This window comes from Mesoflavibacter sp., from assembly GCF_964226795.1.
Lineage (GTDB): Bacteria > Bacteroidota > Bacteroidia > Flavobacteriales > Flavobacteriaceae > Mesoflavibacter > Mesoflavibacter zeaxanthinifaciens.
In genome coordinates this window covers 46,266-59,595 of record NZ_CAXQQP010000003.1, presented here as the reverse complement: position 1 = coordinate 59,595, position 13,330 = coordinate 46,266, and the positions used below count along the sequence as shown (strand labels likewise).

13 protein-coding genes are annotated in these 13,330 nt (G+C 31.0%); 10 read left to right on the top strand and 3 right to left on the bottom strand.

Features of this window, described 5'->3' with window-relative positions; all coding sequences use genetic code 11:
• Window positions 1-4 precede the first annotated feature (4 nt).
• The 3 genes from gap to ACEQT4_RS01330 all read left to right on the top strand — a co-directional run bounded on the left by gap (window position 5) and on the right by ACEQT4_RS01330 (window position 2,318).
• The gene (gap, locus tag ACEQT4_RS01340; RefSeq protein WP_027879055.1) at window positions 5-1,006 is read left to right on the top strand and encodes a type I glyceraldehyde-3-phosphate dehydrogenase; all 1,002 of its coding nucleotides are present in this window, start codon (window positions 5-7) and stop codon (window positions 1,004-1,006) included.
• A gap of 76 nt (window positions 1,007-1,082) precedes the next feature.
• Window positions 1,083-1,943, top strand: a complete 861-nt coding sequence (locus ACEQT4_RS01335; RefSeq protein WP_027879054.1) for an N-acetylglucosamine kinase — start codon at window positions 1,083-1,085, stop codon at window positions 1,941-1,943.
• Window positions 1,944-1,955: 12 nt separating this feature from the next.
• Window positions 1,956-2,318, top strand: a complete 363-nt coding sequence (locus tag ACEQT4_RS01330; RefSeq protein ID WP_370225646.1) for a methylglyoxal synthase — start codon at window positions 1,956-1,958, stop codon at window positions 2,316-2,318.
• A gap of 19 nt (window positions 2,319-2,337) precedes the next feature.
• On the opposite strand, the gene ACEQT4_RS01325 is transcribed toward ACEQT4_RS01330, so the two are convergent.
• The 3 genes from ACEQT4_RS01325 to ACEQT4_RS01315 all read right to left on the bottom strand — a co-directional run bounded on the left by ACEQT4_RS01325 (window position 2,338) and on the right by ACEQT4_RS01315 (window position 6,657).
• Window positions 2,338-3,378: a GMP reductase gene (locus ACEQT4_RS01325; RefSeq protein ID WP_027879052.1), complete on the bottom strand. Its 1,041-nt coding sequence runs from the start codon at window positions 3,376-3,378 to the stop codon at window positions 2,338-2,340.
• A gap of 109 nt (window positions 3,379-3,487) precedes the next feature.
• Window positions 3,488-3,868, bottom strand: a complete 381-nt coding sequence (locus ACEQT4_RS01320) for a Rid family detoxifying hydrolase (protein ID WP_370225644.1) — start codon at window positions 3,866-3,868, stop codon at window positions 3,488-3,490.
• A gap of 8 nt (window positions 3,869-3,876) precedes the next feature.
• Window positions 3,877-6,657 carry a putative LPS assembly protein LptD gene (locus ACEQT4_RS01315; protein WP_370225643.1) on the bottom strand — a complete coding sequence of 927 codons (2,781 nt, stop codon included), beginning with the start codon at window positions 6,655-6,657 and terminating at the stop codon, window positions 3,877-3,879.
• An 87-nt stretch (window positions 6,658-6,744) separates the two neighbouring features.
• Between ACEQT4_RS01315 and ACEQT4_RS01310 the strand changes: the two genes are divergently transcribed.
• From ACEQT4_RS01310 to serB, 7 genes are all read left to right on the top strand, one after another.
• On the top strand, window positions 6,745-7,854 hold the full coding sequence (locus ACEQT4_RS01310; RefSeq protein ID WP_027879049.1) for an N-acetylmuramoyl-L-alanine amidase: 1,110 nt from the start codon (window positions 6,745-6,747) through the stop codon (window positions 7,852-7,854).
• Between the two features lie 51 nt (window positions 7,855-7,905).
• On the top strand, window positions 7,906-8,862 hold the full coding sequence (locus ACEQT4_RS01305) for an MlaD family protein (RefSeq protein ID WP_051169811.1): 957 nt from the start codon (window positions 7,906-7,908) through the stop codon (window positions 8,860-8,862).
• A gap of 21 nt (window positions 8,863-8,883) precedes the next feature.
• Entirely contained in the window at window positions 8,884-10,197 is a 1,314-nt protein-coding gene (locus ACEQT4_RS01300) for a 4Fe-4S dicluster domain-containing protein (RefSeq protein ID WP_370225642.1), read from the top strand.
• Between the two features lie 17 nt (window positions 10,198-10,214).
• A complete protein-coding gene (locus ACEQT4_RS01295) occupies window positions 10,215-10,535 on the top strand; it encodes a hypothetical protein (RefSeq protein ID WP_223076695.1) in 321 nt (106 codons plus the stop codon).
• A gap of 12 nt (window positions 10,536-10,547) precedes the next feature.
• Window positions 10,548-11,336 (top strand): (Fe-S)-binding protein, encoded by a 789-nt coding sequence (locus tag ACEQT4_RS01290; RefSeq protein WP_106677643.1) that lies wholly within the window; start codon window positions 10,548-10,550, stop codon window positions 11,334-11,336.
• Window positions 11,337-11,555: 219 nt separating this feature from the next.
• Entirely contained in the window at window positions 11,556-12,038 is a 483-nt protein-coding gene (locus tag ACEQT4_RS01285) for an ABC transporter ATPase (protein WP_106677645.1), read from the top strand.
• 11 nt (window positions 12,039-12,049) lie between these two features.
• Window positions 12,050-13,273, top strand: a complete 1,224-nt coding sequence (serB, locus tag ACEQT4_RS01280; RefSeq protein WP_370225641.1) for a phosphoserine phosphatase SerB — start codon at window positions 12,050-12,052, stop codon at window positions 13,271-13,273.
• Window positions 13,274-13,330 lie beyond the last annotated feature (57 nt).

Here is a 13,330-nt window from a genome sequence, read left to right as displayed (position 1 = left end):
AAATATGTCAACATTAAAATTAGGAATTAACGGTTTTGGTCGTATTGGAAGAATCGTTTTTAGAGCAACTTTAAAAAGAGATAATGTAGAAGTAGTAGCAATAAATGATTTATTAGACGTAGAGCATTTAGCATACTTATTAGAATACGATTCTGTACACGGACGTTACGATGGAAAAATAGAAGTAAAAGACGGTAACCTAATAGTAGAAGGAAAAACAATACGTGTAACTGCAGAAAGAGACCCAAAAAACTTAAAATGGGATGAAGCAGGAGTAGATGTAGTTGCAGAGTGTACAGGTATATTTACAACGTTAGAAACAGCAGATTACCACATTCAAGCAGGAGCTAAAAAAGTAGTAATTTCAGCACCAAGTAAAGACGCACCAATGTTTGTAATGGGTGTAAATGACAACAAATTACAAGCATCAGACAATATTGTGTCAAATGCATCTTGTACAACTAACTGTTTAGCACCAATCGCTAAAGTGATAGAAGAAAACTTTGGTATAGAAGAAGCATTAATGACAACAATTCACGCTGCAACATCAACTCAATTTACGGTAGATTCACCATCAAGAAAAAACTATAGATTAGGTCGTTCAGCTTTAAATAACATTATACCAACATCAACAGGAGCAGCAAAAGCTGTAGGTAAAGTTATTCCAGAATTGGACGGAAAATTAACTGGTATGGCATTTAGAGTGCCTACTGTAGATGTTTCTGTAGTAGATCTTACTGTAAAAACAAAAAAAGAAACTTCTTTAGAAGAAATTAAAGCAGCAATGAAGAAAGCTTCTGAAGGAGAAATGGAAGGTGTGTTAGGTTACACAGACGAAATGGTAGTTTCTCAAGACTTTGTAAGCGAAGAAAGAACAAGTGTATTTGACTCAGAAGCGTCAATCGAATTAAATTCTGGATTCTTCAAGTTAATATCTTGGTATGACAACGAATTTGGATACTCAAACAAATTAGTAGATTTAGCTTTAAAAGTAAACTCACTATAATCCATAATTATTCAATTAAACAAAAGCGTAGTATATTTATAAAAAAGTGCTACGCTTTTTTGTTAAAACTAATTTTATGATTTTAATTGTTGATAGCGGATCTACAAAATGCGACTGGAAAGCGGTAGATAACCAAGGTAATCAGTTGTTAGAAAAAATCCGTACAAAAGGATTAAATCCTGCGCTTCTTTCAGAAAAGAAAATAAAAAAAGTTCTTAAAAAAAGTGAAGCTTTAAAAAAACATAGAAAAGAAGTAACTAATATCTATTTTTATGGAGCTGGTTGTGGTACAGAAAACCCAAAATTAGTACTAAAATTAGTGCTTCATGAGTTTTTTCCTAATGCAGAAATTTCAGTAGAAGAAGATACTATGGCTGCCGTATTTGCAACAGTAAACGAGCCAACCGAAGCTGCAGTAGTCTGTATAATGGGTACAGGATCAAACTGTAGTTATTATGATGGAAAAAAACTACACCAACGTGTAAAATCTTTAGGTTATACATTAATGGATGATGCTTCTGGTAACTATTATGGTAAAGAATTAATACGTGATTATTACTTTAACCACATGCCAGAAGAAATAAAAGTAGCTTTTGGAGACAAGTATAATTTAGATGCAGATTATATTAAATATAATTTATACAAACAGCCAAATCCTAACGCGTATTTAGCAAGTTTTGCAGAGTTTATGATACTTAATAAAGATTCTGATTACGTAAAAGAATTAATAAAAAAAGGTATAAGACGTTTTGCTAAAAACATGATTTTGCAGTACGAAGAAGAGCTAAAAACTGTTCCTGTACATTTTGCAGGTTCAATAGCTTTTTTCTGTCAAGAAGAAATTAAAGAAGTTGCTAAAGAGCTAAACTTTAAAGTAGGAAATTTTGAAAGAAGACCTATTGAAGGTTTAGTAAGTTTTCATACAAACGCATCTTAATACCAAAGACCTATGGAAATAGCAATTATAGCACACGATGGTAAAAAAGCAGAAATGGTTCAGTTTTTAAACCAGCACAAAGACTTATTACTAAATAAAAGTATAACATTAATTTCTACAGGTACAACTGGTAAAAAAGTAAAAAAAGCAGGATTTGATGTTACTAGACTTTTATCAGGACCTTTAGGAGGAGATGCACAAATTGCAGCAAGAGTAGCAGAAGGAAAATGTAATATGGTATTGTTTTTTAGAGATCCTTTAGAAAAACATCCACACGAACCAGACGTTTTAATGCTAATGCGATTATGTGATGTACATGATGTACCATTAGCTACAAATCCTGCTACAGCAGACCTTTTAATGAAAGCACTTTAAATTAATAAAGTGCTTTTTTTTATGAGTTATAAACTTGATTTTCTTGTTCTGCAACACGAATAAAAGTAGTTCTTTTTGTTAGCTCTTTTAGTTTTGCAGCACCAACATACGTACATGTGCTTCTTATGCCTCCTAAAATATCTTGCAATGTGTTTTCTACATCACCTTTAAAAGCTACTTCTACAGTTTTACCTTCACTAGCTCTATAATCTGCTACGCCACCAACATGTTTATTCATTGCTGTTGCAGAGCTCATACCGTAAAATTGCTTATACTTTTTTCCGTCTTTTTCTATAGTAGTACCGCCACTTTCTGTATGACCAGCAAACATACCGCCAAGCATAACAAAATCAGCACCTGCTCCAAAAGCTTTAGATAAATCTCCAGGAATAGTACAACCACCATCACTAATTATTTGTCCACCTAACCCATGAGCTGCATCAGCACATTCGATAATTGCAGATAATTGCGGGTAACCAACAGCTGTTTTAACACGTGTTGTGCAAACACTACCTGGTCCAATACCTACTTTTACTATATCTGCTCCTGATATTAATAGCTCTTCAACCATTTCTCCGGTTACAACATTTCCTGCCATAATAATCTTATCAGGAAAATTATCTCTTGTTTTCTTTACAAAATCAACAAAATGCTCTGAATAGCCATTAGCAACATCTATGCAAATAAACTTTAAATCAGGATGAGCATTAAAAATTGAATTTAGCTTTTCAATGTCATTTTTTCCTGTTCCTGTACTTACTGCTATATAATTACTAATGTCGTTGCCTGAAGTAGATAGAAATTGATTCCATTGCTCTAAAGAATAATGCTTATGTATTGCAGTAAATAGTTTGTGTTTAGATAGGGCAGAAGCCATTTCAAACGTACCAACAGTATCCATATTAGCTGCCATAATAGGTATGCCTTTCCAGGTATGGTTACTGTGTAAAAATTTAAACTCTCTTTCTAAGTCTACTTGCGATCTACTTTTTAATGTAGATCTTTTAGGTCTTATCATTACATCTTTAAAACCTAATTTAATATCTAATTCAATACGCATTGATAGTAATGTTTGGGTTACTATCAAAAATACAAGTAATTAAAAAAGAAGCCTTATCTTTTTTTAAAAAGATAAGGCTGTTTTATTAACAATTGTTTATAGTTATAGCTTATTTTGAAGCAATCATACTAATTTCTACATTTACAAATTTTGGTAAGTTTGCTACTTCTACGGTTTCTCTTGCTGGAGCTGTGTCTTCATTAAAATAACTTCCATAGACTTCGTTGATTAAAGAAAAGTTATTCATATCACTAATAAATATTGAAGTTTTTATGACATTTTCAAAAGTCATTTCTGCAGCTTCTAACACTGCATTTAGATTTTCCATGACTTGTTTAGTTTCTGTTTTAATATCATCTAAAACAAGCTCATTAGTTTCAGGATTAAAAGCAATTTGACCTGATGTGTATAAAGTATTTCCGTTTAAAACCGCTTGGTTATATGGTCCTATCGGAGCTGGTGCTTTTGTTGTTGTTATGATTTTTTTCATAATTAATATTATAATTGTTCGTCTGGTCTACGACGTTGTTCGTATTTTAAATCTTTAAGTAAGCTTGATTTTATTCCTATGAAAAAATTCCAACGATTATAAGTACCAAAAGGTACCCAACTAAAGTTCATTCTCCAACTTAATAAATCACGTTGAAATCTTAATTGAGTTAAACCAAATCCTTTGTTTTTAAAATCATAACTTGATGATCCACCAATGGACCATTTTGGTGAAATTTCTATATCACCAGAGAACATTAATGAATGTGAGGATATTTCATTTTGTCTTGCTGCGTTAGAGTAGTTAACAGCATAGGCAAGTCTTAAGCTCCATGGTATTTTGTAATTATAAAGTTCGGATTCTTCTTCTTCCTCTTCTTCTTTATCGACACCATCTCTATTAAATTGTTGATCTGCAAAATCTTCAGATACACCAAATAAGTCATCTGCACGTCCACCACCTTGTAACCTTTCGTTAATAGAGTTTTGACTTTCGTTAGTAGAATTGCTTATACCATCACTGCTTAAGCTGTAGTTTAAAGTAAGGTTAGCGCTGGTCATTCTAAATAAACTTCCACCATTATCTATATTAAAAGTGTTTATTCTTCTGTTGTTTGCATCTAATGCATATGGGTCTAATGTAGCACCAAAGTTAATGTTCATTTTATTATTTAAAATTTGCATACCACCGGTAACTCTTACAGGACTCCAATTTAAAGAGTCTCCTGCAACATTATATGATGTAGAAAAATTAAGGTTATTTAATAGTGTAATTTTTTTTGGTTCTACTTTTGTGGTGTCTCTGTCTCTTACTTTTGCTTCAAAGTTATTTGCTATACCAATACCTATAGAACTAGAAAAGGTATTGTTTGGACTACCAAAAAGACTGTTTTCAAAACGAGTATATTCTGACCTTGTTGTTCCATCTGCGTCAATAACTTCTACGGTATCATAATAATTATCAAAAGCTGGATTAATATTGTAACTAATAGATGGTCTAATAACGTGTCTTATTTTTTGTAATCTTTTGCCTTCTCCTTTTTTGTCAAAGTCAAACATACCATAAATGGTTGTACCAACACTTGTGCTAAAATTATAGGTTCTAAAAGAATCAAATTTGTTTAATTCTTCTGTAACGATATCATCTAGCACAGGATCATAATATTTTCTAATTGGATTTAATGTCCATACTTCTTCATAATTAGCATTAGCACTTACACTAAAATAGTCAAACACTTTAAAGTTTGTAGAAATTGGTATAGAATGCCTTGCGCCAACTTGCGCATCATCAAACATTTCACTTTTAAAGAAAAATTCTTCTTCTGTGCTTATTCTATTTTCTGCTCTAACATTATACTGTAAGTTAATGTTTTGAATAATTCCTTTTTTAACTCCAGTTTTTGGTGCAAAAGGGAATATACGACTTATACTACCTTGAAACGTTGGTAGTGTCATATTTACAAGTCCTGTTTGTGTGTTTTGAGAGTGAGTAGCTGTTAAACTAATATTTGCTTGTGGCTCTCCTTGAAATGTTTTAGAATAGGAGATAGAAGATGCTAGTGTGTTGTTTTGAGTGTTAGGTAAGTTTACTTGATTTACAGACTGTTGATAATAATTACTACTACCAAGGTTTACAGACGCAGAAAAACGTGAGTTAGGATTGGCTTTACTATCTTGATTATGAGACCAACGTATGTTATAAATAGTAGTTTTTGCATAATCAGGAAAGCCACGCTCGCTAGTAATTAAATTTTCATATCTAAATCCTACGTTACCATTAAACTTATAACGTTTGGCATATTTACTTTCTAGTCTTAATCCGTAACTACCATTGGTATAATAATCTCCGATAGTAGCTAAATCTACATAATCACTAATCGCAAAATAATATCCACCATTTTGTAAAAAGTAACCACGTGTACCATCTTCTCCAAAACTAGGAAATATTACTCCAGATGTACGTGTTTTGGTTAACGGGAAAAAAGCAAAAGGTATCCAAACAGGAGTAGGGACATCATAAATATGCATTTGTGTTGGACCTGTAATTACTTTTGAGTTTGGTACAATTTTACCTTTACTGATTAAAAAATAATATTCCGGATCGTCTAAATCTTCTGCAGTAGTAAATTTTGCATTTCTTACATAATATACAGAATCATTAATTTTTTTAGTAGTTTCTGTGATTAAAGTACCTCCGTTTTGTTCTGTTTGTGAGTTGTAAATTAACCCTTTTTTTGTCACTGTGTTAAATATAATAGAATCTGGCTCTATTAAGTTTTGACCTTGCTTAAAGCTTGGTCTTTGTGTATAATTACCTAATGTATCCTTTATACCGTAAGCATATACTAGATCTTTATCAAAATCTAAAATAATACTACCGGCTTTAATTTCCATATCTTCATAATAGACTTCTGCTTCATTATAAAGATACATTTTAGATTCTTTTTTCTTGTAAGCCATATAATCTGTAGCCTTATAAGTTACAGTACTTGATAAAAGTTGAGCTTTAGGCTTAATTGTATCATTTTTGGTAGAGTCTATTTCTTTATTACTTGCCAAAAAGCTTTCTGCATCAATGGTAAGACTATCATTAACTTCTTCTTCAGGTAATTCTTCTGTGTTTTCTACAGGCGGAATTTTTGTTCCTTCCTTAGGCAAATCTTTTTGTGCAAAGCAAACAATGTTAATAAACATTGTAAAACTCAGGGCAAAAAGTATGTTAAGACGTTGTGTATGCAATGCTTTTAAATGTATTTTTGTAAAAGTATGGCTTGGTTTTTGAAATGACAAAACTACATATATTTTTTATTGAAATATTTATATTTCGTTAAAATTTATATTCCATAATAAACCTATAAAAAAAAGGTTATAATATCTATGCAAACGAACACTTTAAAACATTTCGTATCTTTTATTATAGTATTAACATTTTTTACATTAAATAATGTTTTTGCCCAAGTAGATAAAGATAAATTTATAGTAGTCTTAGATGCTGGTCATGGTGGTAAAGATCCTGGTAAACATGCTAAATCTGGACTAAAAGAAAAAGATATAGCTTTAAAAGTTGTATTAGGAATTGGTCAGATTTTAGAAAAAGAACATGATATAAAAGTAGTTTATACCAGAAAAACAGATGTATTTGTAGATTTATTTAAAAGAGGTAAAATAGCAAACGATGCTAATGCAGACTTGTTTGTCTCTGTACACTGTAATGCTCATACTAGTCAAGCTTATGGCTCAGAAACCTATGTTTTAGGGTTGCATAGAAATAAAACCAATTTTGAGGTTGCTAAAGCAGAAAACGAAGTGATCTTTTTAGAAGAAAACCATGAAGAAAATTACGCAGGCTTTAATCCAAACTCACCAGAATCCTTTATTGGTTTGTCCTTTATGCAAGAAGAGTATTTAGATCAAAGTATTAAGCTAGCAACCAACATTCAAGGTAATTTCACTAACAAGCTAAAGCGAAAAAACAGAGGTGTAAAACAAGCAGGTTTTATTGTTTTACATCAAACAGTTATGCCAAGTGTATTGATAGAAACAGGTTTTGTAACCAACACGCACGAAGGTAAATACCTTAACTCTAAAAAAGGTCAAGCAGAGTTATCTACAGCAATTGCTAATGCGATTAAAGATTATAAAAAAGATTTAGATTTTAATGTAGGTAACCATATAGAAAAACCTATTGCCGATACGATACCAACAACAGAAAATACCATTACAAATGTTGTTTTTAAGGTACAATTGGCTGCAAGTAGTAAAGCTTTAGACCCTAAACCGTATAATTTTAAAGGTTTAAAAGATATTTCTAGACAAAAAGTAGGTAAGCTTTACAAATATTATTATGGTTATACTTCAGACTATAATCAAATACAAAAGCTTCAAATTCAAGCAAAAAACAAAGGTTATAATACAGCATTTATTACTGCATTTAAAGATGGTAAACAGATAAAAGTTTCAGAAGCTTTAAAAACAGAAAAAAAATAGCAGTCCATTAATAATTTTATTTCTAATTTTGTTACATAACCAAGTTCTAATATGATAAAAATTACAAAAGAAGTCAAAACCTCTATAATTGTTCTTACAGGTATTTTCCTGTTTATATTCGGTTACAACTACTTAAAAGGAAATAATATTTTAGAAAATGACGATGTATATTATACCGAATTTGAATACAATGCGCTTTCAAAATCTTCTTCTGTAACTATTAAAGGAAATAGAGTTGGTAAGGTAAAAGATATTGTTTACGATATAAACACTGGTAAAACAAGAGTGTCTTTTACTGTTGATGAAGAAATAAAGTTTTCTAAAAATAGTATTATAAGACTTTACAAGCCAGGTATTATGGACGGTAATGCTTTAGCTTTAATTGCTGCTAATGATAATGATTATGCTAAGGATGGTGACTTTTTAAAGTCTGAAGTAGAGCAAGGATTAGTAGATAAACTAACAGGAAACTTTTCTGAACTTAGTACAGACCTAAATTCAACTTTAAAATCTGCAGACACATTATTAATTAACCTAAATGGTTTAGTTACAGATACATCAGAAAACGGATTAAAAAATACAATTGCAGAGTTAAATTCAACTTTAAAATCATTTAAAAATCTTTCATATTCAATAAACGGAGTTGTTAAGAAGAATGATGAGAATATAGCTCAAGTTTTAGAAAATTTTAAAACCGTAAGTCAGGATTTAACTACATTATCAAAAGAGTTAAAAGAAGCTCAAATAAGTAATAGTATTGAAAAATTAGAGAATACATTAAACAGTGTTAATGGTATATTAGCAAGTGTAGAAAATGGAGAAGGCTCTTTAGGAAAACTTTTAAAAGACGATAAATTATATAATAATCTTGAAGGCGCAGCATTGCAAATGGAACAACTTCTGCAAGACATGAAGTTAAACCCAAAACGTTATGTACATTTTTCATTATTTGGAAAAAAACCAAAACGTTATGATGCTGAAGGTAATGAGATTAAAGACAATAACTAACTAAATTAAAATTGACTAACTATGGAATATATTCCTAATATTCTATTTGCAATTGTCCTTATTTTAGGCATTGGCTACTTTGTAAAAAACGTAAAAAAATTATCAAGAAACATTAAGCTAGGTAAATATTTAGACGTTTCAGATAATAAACCACAACGTTGGAAAAACATGGCTTATATTGCTTTAGGGCAAAGCAAAATGGTAAAAAGACCTATAGCAGGATTGTTACACATAATTGTTTACGTAGGCTTTGTTATTATAAATATTGAAGTTTTAGAAATTATCATTGATGGACTTTTCGGGACGCATAGAATAGGATTAAAAGTATTACCAACATCTGTTTACGGATTTTTAATAGGTAGTTTTGAAATCCTTGCAGCATTAGTATTTGTTACAGTTGTTGTGTTTTGGTTAAGACGTAACGTTATAAAACTAAAACGTTTTTTAAGCGCCGAAATGAAAGGTTGGCCTAAAAATGACGGTAATTTTATCCTTTATTTTGAAATGGTATTAATGACCTTGTTTTTGGTTATGAATGCAACAGATACAACATTTCAATCCTTAGATTCAGGTAATGTAATTAGTCAATTTATTTCACCTTTATTTTCTGGATTATCAGAAGGAACATTACACATTATAGAAAGAGCTGCTTGGTGGTTACACATTGTAGGTATTTTAGTATTCTTAAATTATTTATACTTCTCTAAGCATTTACATATTTTACTAGCGTTCCCAAATACGTATTACGGTAAATTAACGCCAAAAGGACAGTTTCCTAATAACCCAACAGTAACTAAAGAAGTACAGTTAATGATGGATCCAAATGCAGATCCATTTGCTGCGCCAGCAGAAGACGAAAACGCTGCAGAACCAGAAAAATTTGGAGCAAGCGATGTGCAAGACTTAAGTTGGTTAAACTTATTAAATGCTTACACCTGTACAGAATGTGGTCGTTGTACTAGCGAGTGTCCTGCAAACCTTACAGGTAAAAAATTATCACCACGTAAAATCATGATGGATACCAGAGATCGTTTAGAGGAAGTTGGTAAAAACATTGATGCAAACGGTGGTAAATTTGTAGATGACGGTAAACAATTATTAGGAGATTATATTACTAATGAAGAACTTTGGGCATGTACCAGCTGTAACGCTTGTGTAGAGGCTTGTCCAGTTAGTATTGATCCATTAAATATTATCATGCAAATGCGTCAATATTTAGTTATGGAGCAAAGTGCGGCACCAATGGAATTAAATAATATGATGACTAATATAGAAAATAACGGTGCACCTTGGCCATACAACCAAATGGATCGTTTAAAATGGAAAGACGAGTAGACTAAAATTTTTAAAAATTGAAATATAGAGTTTTAATATTAATCATGTTCATTTTTGGTTTAAACCAAACCAAAGCACAAGATTATACAAAAGACTCATTACAATTTAAAATAATCACAGCAATAAAGTATCATAAAAGTAAAGTAGAAGATATAAAATTAAAAAAAGTACTTTGTGATTATTGTACCGAAGAACAAAAAAAACAATTAGGATTACAAGCGATTAAATTATCAGAACTTGAACAAAACGATCCTAAAAACCGTAGAGATAACGGAATAAAAATATTATCAATATACATAAGGCTTTCAAAAGAAGATTTTAAAGCTTTAAACAAATAAACTCCTAATAGTATGAGCGAGCAATTAAATGTGCCAACAATGGAACAAATGATGGCAGAAGGTAAAAAACCAGAATATTTATTTTGGGTAGGTTCTGCAGGTGCTTTTGATGATAGAGCAAAAAAAATAACCAAAGCATTTGTAAAATTATTAAATAAAGCTAATGTAGATTTTGCTGTTTTAGGAACAGAAGAGTCAGATTCTGGTGATGCTGCAAAAAGAGCTGGTAACGAGTTTTTATTTCAGATGCAAGCTGTAACTAACATTGAGGTAATGAATATGTATGAGGTGAAAAAAATTATAACAACAGATCCTCATGACTATAATACCATAAAAAATGAATATCCTGGATTAGGTGGTAATTATGAGGTGTTTCATCATACCGAATTTTTGTCACAATTAATTTCTCAAGGAAAACTAAAAGTTAAAGAATCAGAATTTAAAGGAAAAAAAGTTACTTTTCATGATCCGTGTTACCTTGGTCGTGCTAACGAAGTATTTGAAGCTCCTAGAGATTTAATTCAAACATTAGGTGTAGATTTTAAAGAAATGAAACGTAACCAACGTCACTCTTTATGTTGTGGTGCTGGCGGTGCACAAATGTTTAAAGAACCAGAAAAAGGAGATAAAGACATTAACGTTTTAAGAACAGAAGACGCTTTAGAAACTGATCCAAAAGTAATTATTACTGCATGCCCATTCTGTAATACAATGATGACAGATGGTGTTAAAGCCAAAGAAAAAGAAGCAGAAATAGATGTTATGGATATTGCAGAACTAATAGCTAACACTCAAGAATAAATAAGCTTTGGAAAACCAACAAAAACCACCGTTAAAACAAAGAGTTATAACTGGTTTCATAATGGCTATTATAGGGACATTAATAGTTACATTTATTAACTATTTAAGAGATATGCCGTTCAATAGCTTATATACTACAATTAGCTTTTTCTTATTTTGGATTTTTGGCATTTTTATGGCAAAACGTAAACCTAACAACAAAAACAAAAATTTAGATTAATGTTAGTAGATTTTAATACGCTACCAGAACATTCAAGAGTTTGGATATACCAAGCCAATAGAAGTTTTTCTGAAGAGGAACTTACAGAAATCAAACAAAAATTAGATACATTTATTACCAATTGGACTGCTCACGGTTCAGATCTTAATGCTGGCTATGATATTAGATATAAACGTTTTATCATATTGGCAGTAGACCAAACATCACAATCTGCAACAGGTTGTAGTATAGATGCGTCTGTTAGATTTATTCAACAATTAGAACAAGACTACAATGTAGATTTAATGGATAAAATGAATGTATCCTACAAACAAGGTCAATTTGTTGCCCATAAAACATTACTTGATTTTAAAAAAATGGTAAAAGATAAAGCAGTATCTAAAAACACCATAGTTTTTAATAATTTGGTAACAAATATCGGAGAACTTAACGAAAATTGGGAAGTTCCTGCAGAACAAAGCTGGCATAGCAGGTTTTTCTAAACACAAACAACATGACCAAAGACATTTTTCTGCTAAACATTTCAGGACAAGATAAACCAGGTTTAACCTCTAGTTTAACTAACGTTTTGTCTCATTATGGAGCCAAAATTTTAGATATAGGACAAGCAAATATACATGACACGTTATCTTTAGGTTTTCTTTTTGAAATAGAAACAGGAAATAAGTCTTCAGCAGTATTAAAAGATTTACTTTTTAAAGCTTACGAATTGGGTGTAAAAGCAAAATTTACGCCTATATCTTTAGAAAATTATGAAAATTGGGTAACTCTACAAGGTAAAGACAGATATATTGTAACTATTTTAGGAGAACAATTAACAGCAGAACAAATATCTAAAGTTACTCAAGTCATTTCAGATAAAAATCTGAATATTGATGCGATAAAACGACTAACAGGTCGTACATCTTTAGTTAAAGAAGACGATTATCCACGTGCATCAATTCAACTTTCTATTAGAGGAAAAATTGATAATAAAGCTGAGTTTACAGAAAAATTCATGCAGATATCTCACGATTTAGATGTAGATATTGCTTTTCAAGAAGATAATATTTATCGACGTAACAGACGCTTAGTATGTTTTGATATGGATTCTACGTTAATTCAAACTGAAGTTATAGATGAGTTAGCAGAACTTGCAGGCGTCGGAGCAGAAGTAAAGGCTATAACAGAATCTGCAATGCAGGGCGAAATAGATTTTAACCAAAGTTTTAAGCGTCGCATGAAGTTGTTGGAAGGTTTAAGTGAAGATGTTTTAAAAAATGTAGCTGAAAATTTACCCATAACTAAAGGTGCAAAACGATTAATAGATACTTTAAAAACTTACGGATTTAAGACAGCAATACTATCTGGTGGATTTACTTATTTCGGATACTATTTACAAAAAAAATTAGGTATTGATTATGTGTATGCCAACCAATTAGAAATTAAAAACGGTGTCTTAACAGGCGGATATCTTGGAGAAATTGTTGATGGTAACAAAAAAGCAGAATACCTTAAAGAAATAGTAAAAAAAGAAGGTATCCATATAAATCAAACCATTGCAGTTGGAGATGGTGCTAATGATTTACCAATGTTAAATTTAGCTGGTTTAGGTATTGCTTTTCATGCAAAACCTAAAGTTAAAAACAATGCGCAGAGTTCTATTTCAAGCGTAGGTCTAGATGGTGTGCTCTATTTGTTAGGGTATCATGATAGACATATAGATCTAATAGATTAATTTTGTTTATAACGCTTTTATAAAACAATCTTAAAGTCCTTTATTTATCCTGCAAAA

Coding starts and splice junctions, on each gene's coding strand:
- ACEQT4_RS01285 (WP_106677645.1), top strand. CDS start 11,556: ATGTTAGTAGATTTTAATACGCTACCAGAACATTCAAGAGTTTGGATA.
- serB (WP_370225641.1), top strand. CDS start 12,050: ATGACCAAAGACATTTTTCTGCTAAACATTTCAGGACAAGATAAACCA.
- ACEQT4_RS01310 (WP_027879049.1), top strand. CDS start 6,745: ATGCAAACGAACACTTTAAAACATTTCGTATCTTTTATTATAGTATTA.
- ACEQT4_RS01300 (WP_370225642.1), top strand. CDS start 8,884: ATGGAATATATTCCTAATATTCTATTTGCAATTGTCCTTATTTTAGGC.
- ACEQT4_RS01335 (WP_027879054.1), top strand. CDS start 1,083: ATGATTTTAATTGTTGATAGCGGATCTACAAAATGCGACTGGAAAGCG.
- ACEQT4_RS01305 (WP_051169811.1), top strand. CDS start 7,906: ATGATAAAAATTACAAAAGAAGTCAAAACCTCTATAATTGTTCTTACA.
- ACEQT4_RS01290 (WP_106677643.1), top strand. CDS start 10,548: ATGAGCGAGCAATTAAATGTGCCAACAATGGAACAAATGATGGCAGAA.
- ACEQT4_RS01325 (WP_027879052.1), bottom strand. CDS start 3,378: ATGCGTATTGAATTAGATATTAAATTAGGTTTTAAAGATGTAATGATA.
- ACEQT4_RS01320 (WP_370225644.1), bottom strand. CDS start 3,868: ATGAAAAAAATCATAACAACAACAAAAGCACCAGCTCCGATAGGACCA.
- gap (WP_027879055.1), top strand. CDS start 5: ATGTCAACATTAAAATTAGGAATTAACGGTTTTGGTCGTATTGGAAGA.
- ACEQT4_RS01330 (WP_370225646.1), top strand. CDS start 1,956: ATGGAAATAGCAATTATAGCACACGATGGTAAAAAAGCAGAAATGGTT.